The sequence below is a fragment of the Pseudomonas sp. 05N36 genome, assembly GCF_056397385.1.
This window is the reverse complement of record NZ_JBFTNH010000009.1, coordinates 78,168-97,404: the sequence shown is the minus strand read 5'-3', so window position 1 is coordinate 97,404 and position 19,237 is coordinate 78,168. Positions and strand designations below refer to the sequence as shown.

General features: G+C 57.7%; 20 protein-coding genes. 16 read left to right on the top strand and 4 right to left on the bottom strand.

Going from position 1 to position 19,237, the window contains the following annotated elements; all coding sequences use genetic code 11:
- Positions 1-2 precede the first annotated feature (2 nt).
- Positions 3-2,042 (bottom strand): sensor histidine kinase, encoded by a 2,040-nt coding sequence (locus tag AC1DIH_RS13955; protein WP_477772104.1) that lies wholly within the window; start codon positions 2,040-2,042, stop codon positions 3-5.
- 45 nt (positions 2,043-2,087) lie between these two features.
- Positions 2,088-3,005 (bottom strand): putative 2-dehydropantoate 2-reductase, encoded by a 918-nt coding sequence (locus tag AC1DIH_RS13950; protein ID WP_477772103.1) that lies wholly within the window; start codon positions 3,003-3,005, stop codon positions 2,088-2,090.
- A 142-nt stretch (positions 3,006-3,147) separates the two neighbouring features.
- Here AC1DIH_RS13950 and AC1DIH_RS13945 point away from each other — a divergent pair, with 142 nt between their 5' ends.
- Positions 3,148-3,633 (top strand): YajQ family cyclic di-GMP-binding protein, encoded by a 486-nt coding sequence (locus tag AC1DIH_RS13945; protein ID WP_019693270.1) that lies wholly within the window; start codon positions 3,148-3,150, stop codon positions 3,631-3,633.
- Between the two features lie 139 nt (positions 3,634-3,772).
- Positions 3,773-4,609 carry a mechanosensitive ion channel family protein gene (locus AC1DIH_RS13940; protein ID WP_477772102.1) on the top strand — a complete coding sequence of 279 codons (837 nt, stop codon included), beginning with the start codon at positions 3,773-3,775 and terminating at the stop codon, positions 4,607-4,609.
- A 243-nt stretch (positions 4,610-4,852) separates the two neighbouring features.
- Here AC1DIH_RS13940 and AC1DIH_RS13935 read toward each other — a convergent pair whose 3' ends face one another.
- Positions 4,853-6,184: an OprD family porin gene (locus tag AC1DIH_RS13935; protein WP_477772101.1), complete on the bottom strand. Its 1,332-nt coding sequence runs from the start codon at positions 6,182-6,184 to the stop codon at positions 4,853-4,855.
- Between the two features lie 926 nt (positions 6,185-7,110).
- On the opposite strand from AC1DIH_RS13935, the gene AC1DIH_RS13930 reads away from it, so the two are divergent.
- Together AC1DIH_RS13930 and AC1DIH_RS13925 are read left to right on the top strand one after the other, a co-directional pair.
- Positions 7,111-7,536: an HIT family protein gene (locus AC1DIH_RS13930; RefSeq protein ID WP_477772100.1), complete on the top strand. Its 426-nt coding sequence runs from the start codon at positions 7,111-7,113 to the stop codon at positions 7,534-7,536.
- Between the two features lie 3 nt (positions 7,537-7,539).
- Positions 7,540-7,746 (top strand): SlyX family protein, encoded by a 207-nt coding sequence (locus AC1DIH_RS13925; protein ID WP_427531689.1) that lies wholly within the window; start codon positions 7,540-7,542, stop codon positions 7,744-7,746.
- 96 nt (positions 7,747-7,842) lie between these two features.
- On the opposite strand, the gene AC1DIH_RS13920 is transcribed toward AC1DIH_RS13925, so the two are convergent.
- The gene (locus AC1DIH_RS13920) at positions 7,843-8,445 is read right to left on the bottom strand and encodes a cold shock domain-containing protein membrane protein (protein WP_427536117.1); all 603 of its coding nucleotides are present in this window, start codon (positions 8,443-8,445) and stop codon (positions 7,843-7,845) included.
- A gap of 657 nt (positions 8,446-9,102) precedes the next feature.
- On the opposite strand from AC1DIH_RS13920, the gene AC1DIH_RS13915 reads away from it, so the two are divergent.
- The 12 genes from AC1DIH_RS13915 (at position 9,103) to tolB (ending at position 19,214) form a co-directional block, all read left to right on the top strand.
- Positions 9,103-9,450, top strand: coding sequence for a ribbon-helix-helix domain-containing protein (locus AC1DIH_RS13915; RefSeq protein WP_477772099.1), 348 nt, complete (start codon positions 9,103-9,105; stop codon positions 9,448-9,450).
- A 167-nt stretch (positions 9,451-9,617) separates the two neighbouring features.
- The gene (locus AC1DIH_RS13910) at positions 9,618-9,839 is read left to right on the top strand and encodes an FmdB family zinc ribbon protein (RefSeq protein ID WP_010457489.1); all 222 of its coding nucleotides are present in this window, start codon (positions 9,618-9,620) and stop codon (positions 9,837-9,839) included.
- A gap of 108 nt (positions 9,840-9,947) precedes the next feature.
- The gene (aspS, locus tag AC1DIH_RS13905; RefSeq protein WP_427531683.1) at positions 9,948-11,723 is read left to right on the top strand and encodes an aspartate--tRNA ligase; all 1,776 of its coding nucleotides are present in this window, start codon (positions 9,948-9,950) and stop codon (positions 11,721-11,723) included.
- Between the two features lie 128 nt (positions 11,724-11,851).
- Positions 11,852-12,598, top strand: a complete 747-nt coding sequence (locus AC1DIH_RS13900) for a YebC/PmpR family DNA-binding transcriptional regulator (RefSeq protein WP_019693261.1) — start codon at positions 11,852-11,854, stop codon at positions 12,596-12,598.
- A 158-nt stretch (positions 12,599-12,756) separates the two neighbouring features.
- Entirely contained in the window at positions 12,757-13,281 is a 525-nt protein-coding gene (gene ruvC, locus AC1DIH_RS13895; protein WP_019693260.1) for a crossover junction endodeoxyribonuclease RuvC, read from the top strand.
- Positions 13,282-13,399: 118 nt separating this feature from the next.
- Complete coding sequence (ruvA, locus tag AC1DIH_RS13890; protein ID WP_054593714.1) at positions 13,400-14,008, top strand: Holliday junction branch migration protein RuvA; 609 nt, start codon at positions 13,400-13,402, stop codon at positions 14,006-14,008.
- A complete protein-coding gene (gene ruvB / locus AC1DIH_RS13885) occupies positions 14,009-15,070 on the top strand; it encodes a Holliday junction branch migration DNA helicase RuvB (RefSeq protein ID WP_477772098.1) in 1,062 nt (353 codons plus the stop codon). It begins immediately after the preceding gene.
- A 138-nt stretch (positions 15,071-15,208) separates the two neighbouring features.
- Positions 15,209-15,676, top strand: a complete 468-nt coding sequence (gene ybgC / locus AC1DIH_RS13880) for a tol-pal system-associated acyl-CoA thioesterase (RefSeq protein WP_103315013.1) — start codon at positions 15,209-15,211, stop codon at positions 15,674-15,676.
- Positions 15,666-16,361, top strand: coding sequence for a protein TolQ (tolQ, locus tag AC1DIH_RS13875; protein WP_427531677.1), 696 nt, complete (start codon positions 15,666-15,668; stop codon positions 16,359-16,361). The genes ybgC and tolQ overlap by 11 nt, the downstream gene beginning before the upstream one ends.
- A 23-nt stretch (positions 16,362-16,384) precedes the next feature.
- Complete coding sequence (tolR, locus tag AC1DIH_RS13870) at positions 16,385-16,837, top strand: protein TolR (protein ID WP_162174768.1); 453 nt, start codon at positions 16,385-16,387, stop codon at positions 16,835-16,837.
- A complete protein-coding gene (gene tolA, locus AC1DIH_RS13865) occupies positions 16,837-17,916 on the top strand; it encodes a cell envelope integrity protein TolA (RefSeq protein ID WP_427531675.1) in 1,080 nt (359 codons plus the stop codon). The genes tolR and tolA overlap by 1 nt, the downstream gene beginning before the upstream one ends.
- Before the next feature lie 17 nt (positions 17,917-17,933).
- On the top strand, positions 17,934-19,214 hold the full coding sequence (gene tolB / locus AC1DIH_RS13860) for a Tol-Pal system beta propeller repeat protein TolB (protein WP_477772155.1): 1,281 nt from the start codon (positions 17,934-17,936) through the stop codon (positions 19,212-19,214).
- Positions 19,215-19,237 lie beyond the last annotated feature (23 nt).

Genomic DNA, 19,237 nt, shown 5'->3' with positions numbered 1-19,237 from the left:
GCTTAGCGCTCCAGTTGTTTGAGTTCGTGAGAGGCGAGCGGGGTGGCGCCCGCCAATGGCAGGCGCAAGGTGAAGCACGTGCCTTGGCCGAGGGTCGATTGCACTTCCATCTGACCCTTGTGGTTGTTGGTGATGATGAAGTACGACACCGACAATCCGAGACCGGTGCCCTGGCCGATTTCCTTGGTGGTGAAGAAAGGTTCGAAGGTGCGTTTGCGTACGTTCTCGCTCATGCCTACGCCGTTATCTTCGACCTGGATTTCCGCCCACGGCGGGTTCAGTCGGGTGCGCAGTATGATGCGTCCCGGCTCTGTGGCGTCTTCGCGTTGGTGAATCGCCTGGGCAGCGTTTTTCAGCAGGTTGAGCAGCACTTGTTCGAGCTCGTTGGCGGTGCCGGGGACTGGCCCCAGCTGCGGGTCGAACTGACGAATAATGGCCTGGCCCTTGAAGTCGAAGCCGATGGCCAGGTCGAAGTCGTTGCTGGCGATCTCCACGGCTTGATCGATCAGTGCCGGCAGGTCGCACGGGGCCATTTGGCGGTTGCTGCGACGACTGAAACTGAGCATGTGGGTGACGATCTTCGCCGCCCGGGCGCCGGCCTGTTGAATGCCGTCGAGCAGTTGCGGTACTTCGCGGCTTTGCAGGTAGCGATTGACGCTGTCCAGTTCGATGCCGATCTGTTCGGCGGTTTCGATGTTCTTCGGCAGGTCGGCCGATAAGCGCCGGCGAATGTTCTGCACGTTGTGCAGGATCGCTCCCAGGGGGTTGTTGATTTCGTGCGCCATGCCCGCGGCGAGGCCGCCGACCGAGAGCATCTTCTCCGACTGCACCATCATTTCTTCGAGGGACAGGCGCTGGGTAATGTCATCGATCCGGATCACCACGCCGCGTCCGGCACCGCCCATCAACGGATAAAAGGTCAGCGCGTAATGCTTGGGCTCGTCATCCTTGACCCAGGTGACGCGTTCGATCTTGACCACGCTGTGCTGCTCGACGGTTTCCTTGAGCTGCGGCAGGAACGGTTTCAGCGGTTCAAAGGCGAGGAAGATCGGCTGGTTCAGCGCTTCGTCAAGGCGCGTACCGGAAAGCGCGCTGGCTTCCTGGTTCCATTGGGTCACGTAGAGCTGTTCATCGAGGGCGATCAGCGCCGAAGGCATCGAGTCGATGATGCTGTTGAGGTAGTTCTGGAAGCCGGTGAGCTTCTTCTCGATCTTGCTCCGCACCTGGACTTCCAGTTCCAGTTTGCGGTTGGTATGACGGGTTTCTTCGGCCAGGCCCTGGGCCTGGTCGTAGGCGGCCTGGGAGTCGTCCCGCGCGCGCTTGAGTTGTTGTTCTCGGGCTTCGATGCGCGAGAGCATGGTGTTGAAGGCTTCGGCAAGGCTGCCGATTTCGTCGTGGTTACCGCGAGAGGCACGCAAGGCGTAGTTTTCTTCGCGAGTTACCTGCCGGGACAACTCTTCGAGCTCATGAATTGGTCGGGTGATCAGGCGTTTGATCTGCCGGGCAATCACCAGCCACAGCAGCACGCTGAAAATCAGAATCCCGAGGCTGGCGGTCAGGGTGCCGGTGTAGAACGCCATCGGTAATTCGCTGCTGGCCACCAGCAGCAGATGGCCGGGCGCCTCGCCGGGGCGCAACAGAGTGATCAACTGATTACTGCGAAACTCGGTGGCCTGCCAGGCCTCGATATTTCGATAGTGCTCGGGCAGCTTGAGTTTGTCGCCGTGCTGCACCTGAGCCAGACGCAGGCCTTTGCCGTCATACAGCGCCGCGGCTCGCAGCGGTGAATAGCTGTTGAGCTCGATGAGCAGCCGTTGGGCTTCTTCGGGAGAGTTGAGCGCCTGGGCGGTGATGGACGGGCTGGCTACCAGCCGGCCGATGGTCTGCAAGGCCTGCGGGGCCATGCTTTCCTGGGAGATCCAATAGGCGGCGCTGATAAAGGTCAGGTTGGCCACCAGCAACACGGTGGTCAACAGCACCAACAGGGCGGCCAGCAGTTTCTGGCCGACCGGCAGGTTTTCAAGGCGCTGGCGCAATGGCATTGGGGTCGTCGCTAAAAAGGAACAGGAAGGCAGCGTAGCCGTTGCTCAGTCGCTGGGCAATCCGCGTGCGTGCAGGTGCGTAATCAGCCGCTGCTGCAATTGGTTGAGGTGCGGCAGCACCAGTTGGTGCCTCGACGCAACGGTGCAAGCGTGCCCGAGCAAGTAGCTGATCTCGGTTCGGCGTTGACTGGCGACGTCCTGGTACATCGACGAGAAGTTGGCCGCAGTCGCTTGAATCACCCGCTCGACTTCCTGTTGCAGGTTTTGCGCGGCCGCGGGCTGACCGCAATGCTCCAGCAGCTCGCTCAGCTCGGCGCAGAGGGTGGCGACCTCGCAATGATGCTGTTGCAAGCCGCCGTTGCGGCAGTCATGCAGCACGGTCAGGGGGTTGATTGCGCAATTGAGCGCCAGTTTGCGCCACAAACGGGTCAGGATGTCCGTGCTCCATTCGTGGGGGATGCCGGCGGCGCTCAGGTCATCCAGCCAGATCGGCGGGGTAGGGTGGCTGGCATCGCCGAGCCAGGTGTACCCATGGCCGGCAAACACCACGCGCCAGTCGTCATCGCGAAACGCGCCTTCGGTGCTTGAGGCGAAGATGCAGCGCGCCTGTGGGACGCGTGCGGCGACGGCGTCCTGACTGCCGAGGCCGTTCTGCAACAGAATCAGCTCGGCATTGGGTGCAAGACGCGCTGCCAGTTGCGCCACCGCGCTTTCGGCGTCGTAGGCTTTGCAGGCCACCAGCAAGCGGTCTATCGGACCCGCGCTGTCGACAGTTTCGCCGGGAATCGCATACTGCTGCGCTTCGCCCTGTTCGACCAAGGTCAGCCCACCGGCGGCCTGATAGGCCTGCAAGCGCGCCGTGTCGCGCAGAATCAGTTTCACCGGCAGGCCCGCCCGTGCCAGTCGCGCGGCCCACAGGGTGCCAAGACTGCCGGCGCCAAGGACGTGCCAGGTGGTCGACATCAGTTTTTTGCTCGGATTGGCAGGCGCATGTGAGGCTCGCAGCGTAGGAAGGTAAAGACCCGTTATAATCAGCGCGGATTTTAACCGCAAGCCAGGCGTGCTCCATCACTATTGAGCGTGCCCTTTTTATTGGAGAGATTACATGCCGTCGTTCGACGTGGTATCCGAACTGGACAAACACGAACTCACCAACGCGGTCGAGAACGCCGTCAAGGAACTCGACCGTCGTTATGATTTGAAAGGCAAGGGCAGCTTCGAGTTCAAGGAAAAGGACCTGACTGTCAACCTGACCGCCGAGGCCGACTTCCAGCTGGAAGCGATGATCGAGATCCTCAAGCTGGCTTTGGTCAAGCGCAAGATCGATGTGCAATGCCTTGAGGTAAAAGACGCCTATGCTTCCGGCAAGCTGATGAAGCAGGACGCCGTGCTCAAGGAGGGCATCGACAAGGAGCTGGCGAAGAAGATCGTTGCTCACGTCAAAGACGCCAAGCTCAAGGTCCAGGCCGCCATCCAGGGCGAGCAGGTACGGATCACCGGCAAGAAGCGTGACGACCTGCAGGAAGCCATTGCGGCACTGCGTGCCAAGGAATTTGGCATGCCGCTGCAGTTCAACAACTTCCGCGACTGATCAGTCTTCAGGGAACCTGCGGGCGATATTGACGTCCGAGACCCATGTAACGGCAGAAACGATTGGGCCATCTTTACTGGCTCGGTCTTTCTGCCGTGCAGTTTTTACGTGCCGGGTAGCCGGGAATCAGGAGAGATAAATGGACATAAATGCTGAAGTGGACAACCTGGTCAAGGCTTCCCAGGCCTGGATCCCGATGATCATGGAATACGGCAGCCGTGTGCTGCTGGCGGCCGTTACCCTGGCCATTGGCTGGTGGCTGATCAACAAGCTGACCCACAAGGTTGGCAAACTGCTGGCCCTGCGCAACGCCGACCTGGCGTTGCAGGGGTTTATGAGCAGCCTGGCGAACATCATCCTCAAAGTGCTGCTGATGGTCAGCGTCGCATCGATGATCGGTGTTGAGACCACCTCGTTTGTCGCGGCCATCGGTGCGGCGGGCCTGGCGATCGGTCTGGCGTTGCAAGGCAGCCTGGCGAACTTCGCTGGCGGGGTGCTGATTCTGTTGTTCCGTCCGTTCCGTATCGGTGACGTGATCGAAGCCCAAGGCATTACCGGTACCGTCGACAGCATTCAGATCTTCCACACCTTGCTGCGCACCGGTGACAACAAAACCGTCATCGTGCCCAACGGTAATCTGTCGAACGGCATCATCACCAACCACAACCGTCAACTGACCCGTAAAGTGGTGTTCGACATCGCTGTGAATTACGACGCCGATTTGCAGAAGGCGCGTGAGGTGCTGCTGGAATTGGCCAAGGATGAGCGCGTGATGGCTGATCCTGCGCCGGTAGCGGTAGTGTCGACCCTGGGCGACAGCTCGATCACGGTTTCTTTGCGCGTCTGGGTGAAAACCGCGGACTACTGGGATGTGATGTTCAAGTTCAATGAACACGCCCGCGATCGTTTGAAGGCGGCAGGAATTGATATTCCGTACCCGCAACGGGTAATTCGTATGGTTCAGGAAACGGCGTAACCAATGCCGGTTTATTACTTGGCCTTTTGGTCAAGTGTCGGTAACGAACTCAAGGGGCGATAAGCCCCTTGAGTGTTTTTACAGTCTGCTGTTGTGTTGTTCTGAAAGCGGAATAGAGTGCTGGCTTATTATTAGCTGGCTATTTATTGAAGTTGATTTCGTATTGCCATAAAGCAGGCACAAAAAAAGGCYCATCAGTGATGGGCCTTTTTTATATCAATCGAACAACTGTAGCCGTAGCGATTACAGGATGTTCAGCGGGTACTCGGTGATCAGGCGGAACTCGTTGATGTTGCCTTCAGCCTGGTCATTGTTGCCTCTGTGCCACGCTTGGCGAGCACGGAAGGACAGGTCTTTCAGAGGGCCAGCCTGGACAACGTATTTGGCTTCCAGGTTGGTCTCGTTGTGACGACCGTCTTCGCCGTAGCCGTAGGCACGGTAAGGGCTGTCAGCAGCCATTTTGGTGCCGTCGATGCCTTGACCGTGAGCATAACGAACCATGAAGCTCAGACCTGGTACGCCGTATTCGGCCATTTTCAGGTCATAACGTGCCTGGATGGATTTTTCTTCTGGACCGTTGAAGTCAGAGTACTGAATCGAGTTAGCCAGGAAGATCGAGTCGCCACCACGGTTGTTATCGCCTACACCGATGTAGTCGAATGGGGTATCACCGTGAACCTGTTGGAACGCCAGAGTAACGGTGTGTGCCTTCAAGAAGGAGTAGGCAGCCGCCAGCGAGTAGGTGGTGTTGTCGATTTTGCCTGCTTTCGCTGCGCCGGTATCGTTGGTCTGATACAGGTTGAAGTCGAAGTTCAGGGACTGGTCGGTCGCCAACGGAATGGTGTAGTTCGCGTTACCGTAGTACTGGGTCCAGGTGTCCTGGAACTTGGCACCGTAGAGGGAAACGCTCAGGTTGTCGTTGATGCCGTATTTACCACCCAGGTAATCGGCGCTCTCAACCATCGTGTTCGCGTATTGAGTCCACAGGTTGCCTTGGAGCGAGGTTTTATCCTGGCTGCTGCCGGCGTAGAAGTGACCTGCTTCAAGATCGAGGTCTTTGATTTCGCTGCTCTGCAGTTGGAAACCACGAGCAGTCTGTTGGAACAGACGGCTGCCGCCAACGGCGAATACTGGAGCAGTGGTAGGCGTCTGGTCGCCGAATTTCAGCTCGGTTTTGGAGATGCGAACTTTAACTGCCGCGCCTGCTTTACCGAAGCTGTTGTTGTTGTCGCCATTGGCTTGGCGGCTCAGGTTGCCGGAGCCAGACTGAGAGTCGGTACCGTCAAGTTTGAAGCCTGCATCGCCGAAGCCTTCGACGGCCACGCCAACAGTACCTTGGGTGTAGCCGGAACTGAATTTACCCAGAACACCTTGGGTCCAGTCGATCGCGTCGTTAGCACCGTTTTTCTTGTCGCGGTTGAAGTAGTAGTTCTTCAGTACCACGCCAGCCGAGGCGCCTTCAACGAAACCTTTTGCGCCAGCCTGGTCGGTTACAAACGGTTCGGCCATAGCGACTTGGGTGCCGGTAGCTGCAGTAACAGCCAGGGCGATCATGCTCCACTTCATCACGCGCATCGTGATTTGCTCCTTTGGTTTTAGAAGAGTACTGCCGTCCCACCTGATTTATTATCTGGGCGGCTCTTTCTTTTTTGTGTCGGCGCAAACTTATATCACGCCGACAATATTGGCGATACTTGCGTATCTAACCTTTCGGCTTCTTTACGGCCCTGTCGCAAAATGCGCTGTAGAGGTCGTAATTACACAAATTTTTTGCCTTCGGACTGACAACTTCAGTGTTGTTTTCCAAGGCTTCAATATCAGAAAAAGAAATCCTTGTCTTGCACTTGAAGCTCCCTGGGCAGCCATGCCGCTATTGTTATGAGCCTTAAGGTTCCGACTTCCAGCGGATGCCTCACAGGCGATGTGTGTACGAATGCAACAAGCGTGCACAAATCGGTTTTTTGTTGCCGATTTTTTCAGAATCCCCTGTCTTAATGACTAAAACCTCATAAAACCGGGGCTTTCAAGGCCGATTTGTTTGAGCTTGACGCCGTGGTTCTTCTAGTGTTGCACCATCAAAGAGCATGGGTATTAGCACACAAATGTTACTGGTTCACCCTTGCGGGTGAGTAGACGGCGGATGCTCGACGTTTTCAGCGTAGACGCACTGTGCAAATTTGGTGCAAGAAATTTCCAAGATTGTACGAAATTCGTACAGCGAAGTCCTCGAATGCGGGTTCACATCCTCGGGTAGGTCGTTGATTTTTTGACGAAGTGCCGAGGTCTGGTGCTGGGTTGGTGCGTTGACAGTAGAAATGTTCAGTGCCGGGGCGCTCGTGCGTTGAACGTTTATATCGGGTCGCCCGGATCGAGGGCTGTGCGCCCTGTTTTTTCGCAGTGATCCGTGCCGCGTTCGCGGGTATGCTGCTGGTATATACGGGCGGTTAGCCTTCGGGCTGGGCGCTAAACTGAGTCTCATGCAGAGTGCGGGAGTGCGCGCGGTGTTCGCCTTAGATCCACGACTTGAACAAGACACCCTGCCGATTGGGGATTTCCCTCTAAGTCGGTTGTTGCTATCCAATGATTCGAATTACCCCTGGTTCATCCTGGTGCCGCGTCGTGAGGATGTCAGCGAGTTGTTTCAACTGGATGTCGCCGACCAGCAGCAGTTGTGGCGGGAAACAACCGAGTTGGCCGAAACGCTCAAGGATTCGTTCGACGCCGACAAGTTGAATGTCGCGACCCTGGGCAATGTTGTCAGTCAACTGCACATGCATGTCATTGTGCGTAAGCGCAATGATGCCGCCTGGCCAGCCCCGGTTTGGGGCAAACACCCGGCCAAGCCTTACAGTGCCGAAGAAGTCGCAGTAATCCGCGAACGGCTGCGTTTGGTTTTGACCGATGACTTCACGTTTCTGGAGGGCTGAACCATGAACCTGGAAGAGCGCATTACCGAACTGGAAAGTCGTCTGGCGTTTCAGGATGACACGATTGAAGCGATGAATGATGTGCTGGTGACACAGCAGCGAGTGGTCGAGCGCTTGCAGTTGCAAGTGGAAGCGTTGTTCAAGCGCCAGGAAGAAGCGGCCGGGCAGTTCGAGTCCTTTGAAGAAGAGGCTCCACCACCGCATTACTGAGTGCTGGCCGGGGCGACACATCGGCAGGCGATAAAAAAACCGCGATGCAGCCAGGCTGCATCGCGGTTTTTTAGTGTGGGCGTAGCGGAACTTACATCAGCGACGCGGCAACGCGGCGATCACGTCTTCAGCTTGCAGGCCCTTGTCACGGTTCATGACAGAGAACTCCACGCGCTGGCCTTCGACCAGGACGCGGTGACCTTCACCACGGATTGCACGGAAGTGCACGAAAATATCGTCTCCGGAATCGCGAGAAATGAAACCGAAGCCTTTGGAGGTGTTGAACCATTTGACGGTGCCGGTATCACGATTGGTCATGTCGTAATTTTGCGTAGCGGCGGCAGGAGAGGATTTATAAAAGCTGATGGCCAGGTGCAGAAGTACGGCGATCAGGGCGACGATGAGGCTAAGCAGGACTGCGGGCTGACCACCAATGACCGGCATCGGTGCGAGGAGGGTCAGGGTTTGCACGACAACGGCAAGCACCAGCAAGGCGCTGACCAGATTTTGCAGTTGGTGACGTGGACCTTTGTTCCAGTAAGGGATAACCGGAGCGAGGGTCAGGTTGAGCAAGCCGAAGAACGCCAGGTACAGCGCGTCAGGTTGTTGCAGGTAAGGTACGGCTTCGGTTCGCAAGCTAGGGATGAAGGACAGCAGCAGAGCCGCTGCGCCCGTTAGCAGGTGGACGATTTTCAACATTTTAATTAACTCACGTTAAGACGGATCACAAGGAAGAGCTGATTGAGCACGGTTCGCTTCTGAACAATGGGAGGCGCTGGACACGTGCCCGGTATCAGCCTATGCGCTGCACCCAGGGAAATAGAGGCAGCGACACGCCTCTATTTAACAGCAAAGCCCAGGCCTTCTCAAATCAAGTGCAGAGGGCGCGGCGATGGGGGGGGGAGGCGGTTTGCGCGGTACTGTCTGCAGGTGTTGCCTGAAGGCTTGTTCTAGAGAGCTCGATCGGCTTTTTGGCTTGCTGCGGGCAGAGAAAATGCCTTGAGCTCGCGGATTCAGGGTGTTTTTCTTCTTATAGAGGGGAAAGAGGTGCGCGAGTGCCAGAGGGTGCCCGGCGCCGTCAGTGCTTCTCCTGTCCGTGGTCTGAGATGCTTCTCTGATAGGGCGACGTCCGAGCATTTTTCGGCTGTTTTCGCGCCGTGGCTTTGACTTTTCCCGCGCTGAAATTCTGCTTTATAGGCAGATGTAGGACCGTGTTAACGGTCTCCCTACAGTTGTTGGCTTGTCCTACGTTGATGGTCATAAAGTCATCTGGATATAACTATCCGCCTGCGTTTCTATAAGGAAACAGAGGGTTGCTCTCGTTGAAAGCAAGTATGACAAAGGAGTGTCAGCAGTATGAGTCGAGGAATAGGGCAGGGGACAATTGAAGTCGCTCGGTTTCAAGATGTAAGGCAGGTGGGGAAGAGAGATCCTTTTGTTCGGGAGTTTGATATGGGGTTGGCGCGTCCATTGTCCCGATCGGTCCGTTTGAATGGATTTGCCACCTGTTTGCGCCTTGAGCAGGTCTATTGGGACATTTTGGCCAGGATGGCGAAAATCAACTGTTGCTCGGTGAGCGCTTTGCTTTCCTACGTTGATAGAGAGGTGCACCTGCGTCATGGCGGGGTGAAAAATTTCAGCGGGCTGGTGCGGGTGGTGTGCGTTGTACACAGTTTGAATGAGGACGCCTGTAGCGTTGAATGACGTGCCGCTCGGTGATGGGGACGGCTCGTGTGGTCAGGCGTCACCCGAATGAGCATGTGCCTGTGCAGCGTTACGGCTGCACAGGCTCGATTTAATGGATATAATCCCGCCCTTTGCCGCGAAACCCGACGTTTGCGCGGTGATAATCTGATTGCCGAGACAACCCCATGCCGATGTACGACTATCAATGTGCTTCCTGTGGTCATCAGTTGGAAGCCATTCAGAAGATCAGCGCAGCACCGTTGGTCGACTGCCCTGCCTGCCAGGCACCCGAATTGAAAAAAATGCTGTCCATGCCAGGTTTCCGCCTCAGCGGCACCGGCTGGTACGAGACCGATTTCAAAACCGGTTCGAAGAAGAATCTGGCCGGCGGCGACAAAGCTGACTAAGTTGAACGACACGCGTGAGCTCTTGCATCATCAGGCACCTTATTGAAGTGCGGTGGTGCGGCAAGGCCTCCAAACGAATTTCGAATTACGAGAAGTGAAACCACTACCATGATGCGCAGCCATTATTGCGGCCAACTGAACGAAAGCCTGGAAGGTCAGGAAGTTACCCTTTGCGGATGGGTCCACCGTCGTCGTGACCACGGCGGGGTGATCTTCCTCGATATCCGTGATCGTGAAGGTCTGGCCCAGGTGGTGTTCGATCCGGATCGCGCCGACACCTTCGCCGCCGCCGACCGTGTGCGCAGCGAATACGTGGTCAAGATCACCGGTAAGGTGCGCCTGCGTCCAGCCGGTGCCGGCAACGCCAACATGGCTTCGGGCATGATCGAAGTACTGGGCTACGAGCTGGAAGTATTGAACGAAGCGGAAACCCCGCCGTTCCCGCTCAACGAGTTCTCCGACGTTGGCGAAGAAACCCGCCTGCGTTATCGCTTCATCGACCTGCGTCGTCCGGAAATGCTCGAGAAGCTGCGCCTGCGTTCGCGCATGACCACCAGCATTCGTCGCTACCTGGACGAGAACGGCTTCCTCGACGTCGAGACGCCGATCCTGACCCGTGCGACCCCGGAAGGTGCGCGTGACTATCTGGTGCCGAGCCGTACTCACGCTGGCAGCTTCTTCGCCTTGCCGCAATCGCCGCAGCTGTTCAAGCAACTGCTGATGGTCGCCGGCTTCGATCGTTACTACCAGATCGCCAAGTGCTTCCGTGACGAAGACCTGCGTGCCGACCGTCAGCCGGAATTCACCCAGATCGACATCGAGACCAGCTTCCTCAACGAAGCCGAGATCATGGGCCTGACCGAAGGCATGATCCGCAACCTGTTCAAGGAAGTGTTGGGTCTGGAATTCGGTGAGTTCCCGCACATGACCTGGGACGAGGCCATGCGTCGTTACGGTTCCGACAAGCCGGACCTGCGTAACCCGCTGGAACTGGTCGACGTTGCCGACCAGCTCAAGGAAGTCGACTTCAAGGTCTTCAGTGGCCCGGCCAACGACCCGAAAAGCCGTATCGCCGCTCTGCGCGTTCCAGGCGGGGCGAGCATGCCGCGCAGCAAGATCGACGACTACACCAAGTTCGTCGGCATCTACGGTGCCAAGGGCCTGGCGTACATCAAGGTCAACGAGCGCGCGAAGGGCGTTGAAGGCCTGCAGTCGCCTATCGTCAAAAATATCCCTGAAGCCAACCTCAATGTGATCCTCGATCGCGTTGGCGCGGTTGATGGCGACATCGTGTTCTTCGGTGCCGACAAGGCCAAGATCGTCAGCGAAGCGCTGGGCGCACTGCGGATCAAGGTCGGTCACGACCTGAACCTGCTGACCTGCGAGTGGGCACCGATGTGGGTTGTCGACTTCCCGATGTTCGAAGAGAACGACGACGGCAGCTTCACCGCCTTGCACCACCCGTTCACCGCACCGAAGTGCACGCCAGAAGAGCTCGAAGCCAACCCGGCGACCGCTCTGTCCCGTGCCTACGACATGGTGTTGAACGGCACCGAGCTGGGTGGCGGTTCGATCCGTATCCACCGCAAGGAAATGCAGCAATCGGTCTTCCGCCTGCTGGGTATCAGCGAAGCGGAACAGGAAGAGAAATTCGGCTTCCTGCTCGACGCCCTGAAATACGGCGCGCCGCCGCACGGTGGCCTGGCTTTCGGTCTCGACCGTCTGGTGATGCTGATGACCGGCGCCCAGTCGATCCGTGAAGTGATTGCCTTCCCGAAAACCCAGAGCGCTGCCTGCGTCATGACTCAGGCTCCTGGCCTGGTCGATGCCAAGGCGCTGCGCGAGCTGCACATTCGCCTGCGCGAACAGCCTAAGGCTGAGTAAAACTGAGCACCCTGGCGCATCGCTGATGCGCCAGGGCGCCAGATCCAGATTGTGTTGCCCGCTCGCCTTCATGGGCGTGCGGGCATTGTTTTATAGAGAATTGTTTTAAAGAGAATTCGGAGCGAGTTATGGCGGGTCATTCCAAGTGGGCGAACATCAAGCACCGCAAAGAACGTCAGGATGCCAAGAAGGGCAAGATTTTCACCAAGTGGATTCGTGAACTGACTGTCGCGGCCCGTCAGGGTGGCGGTGATCCGGGCTCCAACCCGCGTTTGCGTCTGGCGCTGGACAAAGCCCTTGGCGCGAACATGAGCCGTGACATCATCGATCGCGCGGTGGCTCGTGGTGCTGGCGCTGCCGACACCGACGACATGGTCGAATTGAGCTACGAAGGTTACGGTCCGGGTGGCGTGGCGGTGATGGTCGAGTGCATGACCGACAACCGCAACCGCACCGCAGCGGCTGTTCGTCACGCTTTCAGCAAGTGTGGCGGCAACCTGGGGACCGACGGTTCGGTGGCCTACCTGTTCGAGCGCAAGGGGCAGATTTCCTTCGCGCCGGGCGTCGACGAAGACGCATTGATGGAAGCCGCCATGGAAGCCGACGCCGATGACGTGGTCACCCACGAAGACGGCTCGATTGACGTGTTCACTTCGTTCGCCGGCTTCTACTCGGTTCGTAACGCCCTGGAAGCTGCTGGCTTCAAAGGTCACGACGCGGAAATCGTCATGCTGCCGACCACCAGTGCCGAACTGGACCTGGAAGGCGCCGAGAAGATCCTCAAGCTGATCGACATGCTCGAAGACCTGGATGACGTGCAGAACGTTTATTCCAATGCGGATATTCCGGAGTCGGTGGCCCAACAGCTCGGTTAAGGGCGACCAAGATCCAATGCGGGAGCGAGCCTGCTCGCGAATGCGGACTTTCAGGCAGCATCGTTGCTGAATATGAAATCGCCTTCGCGAGCAGGCTCGCTCCTACATTTGGTATTCGCTGCTTTTACTACCGTGCTTTTACTTAACCCGCAGGCGTTATGACTTTAATTCTTGGTATCGACCCCGGTTCGCGCATTACCGGTTACGGCGTGGTACGCGATACCGGTCGTGGCTGCGTGTACGTGGCCTCGGGCTGCATTCGTACCGGCAGCGGCGAGTTGCATGAGCGGCTGCAAATTGTTTACCGCGGTGTGCGTGAAGTCATCCAGACCTACGGCCCGGTCACCATGGGCATCGAAAAGGTCTTTATGGCCCGTAACGCTGACTCGGCCCTGAAGCTGGGCCAGGCCCGCGGCGCGGCCATCGTTGCCGGTGCCGAAGAAAACCTCGAAATCGCCGAATACACCGCAACCCAGGTCAAGCAGGCAGTGACCGGGACGGGCGCGGCGAATAAAGAGCAGGTGCAGATGATGGTCATGCACATGCTGAAACTGACCAGCAAACCGCAAATCGATGCCTCGGACGCCCTGGCAATCGCCATTTGTCATGCTCACACCCGTTCCAGCCTGTTACCTCATGGTCTGGGAACGGCTCGCAGTCGTGGCGGTCGCCTTCGCCTCTGATCTGATAGCATCAGCCCACTCATTTTATCCGTTGAGCGTTTTGTGCCTGTTTTGTCGGCCGCCACGCTCACTTTGGTACTCGTCAGCCAGATCTGGCCAACGCTYAAGGATYTGAAACGTGATTGGACGYTTGCGCGGCACCTTGGCTGAGAARCAGCCGCCGCACCTGATTCTGGATGTAAATGGTCTGGGCTATGAGCTGGAAGTGCCGATGACCACGCTTTATCGACTGCCGTCGGTCGGAGAGCCGATTACCTTGCACACCCATTTGGTTGTGCGTGAAGACGCCCAGTTGCTCTACGGTTTCATTGGCAAGCGTGAGCGCGATTTTTTCCGTGAACTGATCCGCCTCAATGGCGTGGGCCCCAAGCTGGCGCTGGCCTTGATGTCGAGCCTTGAAGTCGATGAGCTGGTGCGCTGCGTGCAAGCGCAGGACACGTCGGCGCTGACCAAGGTGCCGGGCGTCGGCAAGAAGACCGCCGAGCGTTTGCTGGTGGAGCTCAAGGATCGTTTCAAGGCCTGGGAAACCGTGCCAAGCATGTTCGCCCTGGTGCCGAATCAGCCGGATGCGCCAATACCGGTGGCCACTGCGGAAAATGACGCAGTGAGTGCGTTGATTTCCCTGGGCTACAAGCCGCAGGAGGCCAGCAAGGCGATTTCTGCCATCAAGGAGAAAGGCTTGAGCAGTGAAGACCTGATTCGTCGCGCCCTGAAGGGAATGATTTAAGTGATTGAAGCTGATCGTCTGATCGCCGCCACGGGTGGTCCCCGTGACCGCGAAGAAGTCCAGGACCGTGCGATTCGTCCCGTCAGCCTGGCCGAATACATTGGCCAGCCGACCGTTCGCGAGCAGATGGAGTTGTTCATCCAGGCTGCCCGCGGGCGTAACGAATCCCTCGATCACACGCTGATCTTCGGTCCGCCGGGGCTGGGTAAAACCACCTTGGCCAACATCATTGCCCAGGAAATGGGCGTGTCGATCAAAAGCACCTCGGGGCCGGTCCTCGAGCGTCCGGGTGATCTGGCGGCGCTGCTGACCAACCTCGAACCGCATGATGTGTTGTTCATCGACGAGATCCATCGGCTGTCGCCGATTGTCGAAGAAGTGCTGTACCCGGCCATGGAAGACTTCCAGCTCGACATCATGATCGGTGAAGGGCCGGCGGCGCGTTCGATCAAGCTCGACCTGCCACCGTTCACCCTGGTCGGCGCTACTACCCGCGCCGGGATGCTGACCAACCCGTTGCGTGACCGCTTCGGTATCGTTCAGCGCCTGGAGTTCTATAGCACCGCGGATCTGGCGACCATCGTCAGCCGTTCGGCGAACATCCTCGGCTTGCCGCTGGACCCGGAGGGCGCCTTTGAAATTGCGCGTCGGGCCCGTGGTACGCCGCGTATTGCCAACCGTCTGTTGCGCCGGGTGCGTGACTTTGCCGAAGTCCGGGCGAAGGGGCATATCACTAAACCGATTGCCGATCTGGCGCTGAACCTGCTGGACGTCGACGAGCGTGGCTTCGATCATCAGGACCGGCGCTTGCTGCTGACCATGATCGAGAAGTTCGATGGCGGCCCGGTCGGGGTGGACAGTCTCGCGGCGGCGATCAGCGAAGAGCGGCACACCATCGAGGACGTGCTGGAGCCCTATCTGATTCAGCAGGGCTATATCATGCGGACCCCGCGTGGTCGGGTCGTGACCCGGCATGCGTACCTGCATTTCGGTTTGAATATCCCGTCTCGGTTGGGTGAAATGCCCGTGCCAGACGAGCTTCTTGATGCGGTAGACGAATGACGACCTCTGCGTGCCGACTTATTTCGGCTTTGTGCGGTCCTACGGGGCTGCGATTGCCGATCTTTCGCACGAAAGTCGTTGGAGAATGAAAAACAGTTGCCTGGCCGGATTGGCAACCTGAGGAGTAACCACTAGAGTATGCGCGCGCAAAACGGGCTTGAGCCGTTCGCACATCGTTGTCGCGTTTATTACGAGGACACCGATGCCGGCGGCATCGTGTATTACGTTAATTACCTTAAGTTTATGGAGCGGGCTCGAACCGAGCGGCTACGGGAGCTGGGCTTTGCCCAATCGCAGCTTGCTGGTGAGGACCTGTTGTTCGTCGTGCATTCCAGCGAAGCGCGCTATCACGCGCCGGCGCGACTGGACGACGAGCTTCTGGTAAGTGCAGAAGTAATCGAATTGAACCGCGTCAGCCTGCGCTTTAAACAGCAGGTCAGGCGAGCCGCGGATAATGCACTGCTCTGCGAAGGGCAGTTTTTGGTGGCCTGTGTGCGCACCCATAGTTTGAAACCCCGGGCCATTCCCGAAGCTCTACGTGCGGCCTTTGCCGACGTGAGCGGCGCGGGTACACACTCAGAGCAGGAGATAAAGCGTGGAAGCTAACGTCGTCGACCATTCCTCCATGTGGAGCCTGGTCAGCAATGCCAGCGTTGTGGTGCAGTTGGTAATGCTGATCCTGGTAGCCGCATCGGTGACCTCGTGGATCATGATCTTTCAGCGCAGCAACTTGTTGCGCGCCGGTCGACGTGCCCTGGAGAGCTTTGAAGAGCGCTTCTGGTCCGGCATCGACCTGTCCAAACTCTACCGTCAGGCCGGCAGCAACCCTGACCCGGATTCCGGCGTAGAACAGATCTTCCGTGCAGGTTTCAAGGAATTCTCCCGTCTGCGTCAGCAGCCAGGCGTTGATCCGGAAGCGGTCATGGAAGGTGTGGCACGTGCCATGCGCGTGGCCATTTCCCGCGAAGAAGAAAAGCTCGAGCAGAGCCTGCCGTTCCTTGCGACCGTCGGTTCCGTCAGCCCGTACATCGGCCTGTTCGGTACAGTCTGGGGCATCATGAACTCCTTCCGTGGCCTGGCAACTGCCCAGCAAGCGACCCTGGCCACCGTGGCTCCAGGTATTGCCGAGGCACTGGTTGCAACGGCCATCGGCCTGTTCGCGGCGATTCCGGCCGTTATCGCTTACAACCGTTTCTCTGCCCGCAGCGAAACCTTGCTCGCCCGTTACTACACCTTCGCCGACGAGTTCCAGGCGATCCTGCACCGCAAAGTGCACACCAGCGAAGAATAAGCAGGTAATTCCCAATGGCTTTAATCGCTCGAGCTCGCAAAAAGCGCAAGCCGGTTGCCGAGATGAACGTGGTGCCTTACATCGACGTGATGCTGGTACTGCTGGTCATCTTCATGGTGACCGCACCGATGCTCAATCAGGGCGTGAAAGTTGATCTGCCCAAGGTTTCCAGCGAAGCCTTGCCGCAAGACAACAACACCCAGGTCCTGACCATTTCGATCAAGGCTGACAAGACCTATTACTGGAACCTTGGCAGCGAAGTCGACACCGATAAGCAGCAGGACAGGGCCATGACCCTGCCGCAGATGACCAGCGCCGTGACCAAAATCATCAGCGCGGGTAATGAAAACGGCAAGCACACCCAGGTCTTCATTCGTGGCGACAAGAGCGTCGATTACGGCTCCGTCATGGGGGCCATGGGTGGGTTGCAGAAAGCCGGGGTCGGTAATGTTGGCTTGATTACCGAGGCGCCCTGATGCAGCAACAGCGAGAGCCGACAGCCTCGGAAAGCTACTTCTGGCCTAGTGTCTGGGCGATCGGCCTGCACGTGCTGGTATTTGGCATGCTGTTCGTCAGTTTTGCCATGACCCCGGAGTTGCCGCCGGCCAAACCGATCGTCCAGGCGACCCTGTACCAACTGAAATCGAAAAGTCGGGCGACTACCCAGACCAATCAGAAGATTGCGGGTGAAGCGCAGAAATCCGCTGCGCGCCAGACCGAAGTCGAACAGATGGAACAGAAGAAGGTCGAGCAGGAAGCGGTGAAGGCTGCGGAACAAAAGAAAGAAGCGGCGGCTCAAAAAGCCGAGGAAGCCAAGAAGGCCGACGAGTCGAAGAAAGCGGAAGAGGCGAAAAAGGCTGATGAAGCCAAGAAAGCCGATGAAGCGAAGAAGACCGCCGAAGCCAAAAAGGCCGAACAGAAACAATTGGCTGATATAGCCAAGAAGAAAGCTGAAGAAGAAGCCAAGAAAGCCGCTGAAGAAGAGGCCAAGAAAGAGGCTGCTGAAGAAGCGAAGAAAAAGATAGTCGAAGACGCGAAGAAGAAAGCCGCGGAAGACGCCAAGAAGGTAGCTGAAGCAAACGAGGCGAAGAAGAAAGTCGCCGAGGAAGCGAAGAAGAAAGCTGCTGCCGATGCTGCGAAGAAAAAATCGCAGGAAGCGGCGCGTAAATCTGCCGAAGAGAAAAAGGCTCAGGCCCTGGCTGATTTGCTTTCCGACACGCCGCAGCGTCAGCAGGCCTTGGCCGATGAGCAGGGCGATGAAACCGCGGGCAGTTTCGATGATCTGATTCGTGCTCGGGCAGCGGAAGGTTGGGCTCGTCCTCCTTCGGCCCGCAAAGGCATGACGGTCGTGCTGCAAATCGGCATGTTGCCTGATGGTACGGTGACTTCGGTCGGCGTGGCCAAGTCCAGTGGCGATGGTCCGTTTGACGCTTCGGCTGTAGCGGCGGTCAAGAATATTGGACGTTTGACAGAAATGCAGGGAATGAAGCCGAGCGATTTCGCTCCCTATCGTTCATTCAAGATGACATTCACACCTGAGGATCTAGCCTTGTGAGAAACCTTCTTCGAGGAATGCTTGTCGTTATTTGCTGCATGGCAGGGATAGCGGCAGCAGATGAAAAGAACATTCTGGTCACCAGCGGCAGTGACCGGGCAACACCGATTGCGGTCGTTCCATTTGGCTGGCAGGGCGGTAGTGTCCTGCCGGACGACATGGCGGAAATCATCGGTAACGACCTGCGCAACTCGGGTTACTACTCGCCGATTCCGAAGCAGAACATGATCAGCCAGCCGACTTCGGCCAGCGAAGTCATCTACCGTGACTGGAAGGCCCTGGGCGCCCAGTACATCATGGTCGGCAGCATCGTTCCGGCGGGCGGTCGCCTGCAGGTGCAATACGCACTGTTCAACGTCGCGACCGAGCAGCAAGTGCTGACCGGTAGCGTGTCGGGTGGCGTCGATCAACTGCGCGACATGGCGCACTACATCTCCGACCAGTCGTTCGAAAAACTGACCGGCATCAAGGGCGCGTTCTCCACACGCCTGCTGTATGTAACGGCTGAACGTTTTTCGGTGAACAACACGCGCTACACCCTGCAGCGTTCGGACTACGACGGTGCTCGTGCCGTGACCCTGCTGCAATCGCGTGAGCCGATCCTGTCGCCGCGTTTCGCTCCTGATGGCAAGCGCATTGCCTATGTGTCGTTCGAGCAGAAGCGTCCGCGCATTTTCATGCAGAACATCGACACCGGTCGCCGCGAGCAGATCACCAACTTCGAAGGCCTCAACGGCGCGCCAGCCTGGTCGCCGGATGGTTCGCGCCTGGCGTTCGTGCTGTCCAAGGACGGCAACCCGGACATCTACGTGATGAACCTGGCTTCGCGTCAGATCAATCGTGTGACGGCTGGTCCTGGCATCAACACCGAACCGTTCTGGGGCAAGGATGGTTCGACCATTTACTTCACCTCCGACCGTGGCGGCAAGCCGCAGATCTACAAGACCAACAGCAATGGTGGTGGTGCGGAGCGTGTGACCTTTATCGGTAACTACAACGCCAACCCGAAACTGTCGGCTGACGAAAAGACGCTTGTCATGATTCACCGTCAGGATGGCTTCACCAATTTCCGGGTGGCGGCTCAGGATTTGCAGCGCGGTAGTGTAAAGATCCTGACAGACACCAACCTAGATGAGTCAGCCACTGTTGCGCCCAACGGCACCATGGTAATCTACGCCACCGCCCAGCAGGGCCGGGGAGTCTTGATGCTCGTGTCCATCAATGGACGCGTAAGGCTCCCGCTTCCTACCGCTCAAGGCGAAGTCAGAGAACCTTCCTGGTCCCCTTACCTGAACTGACGCGGCGCTACACGTTTTACTTA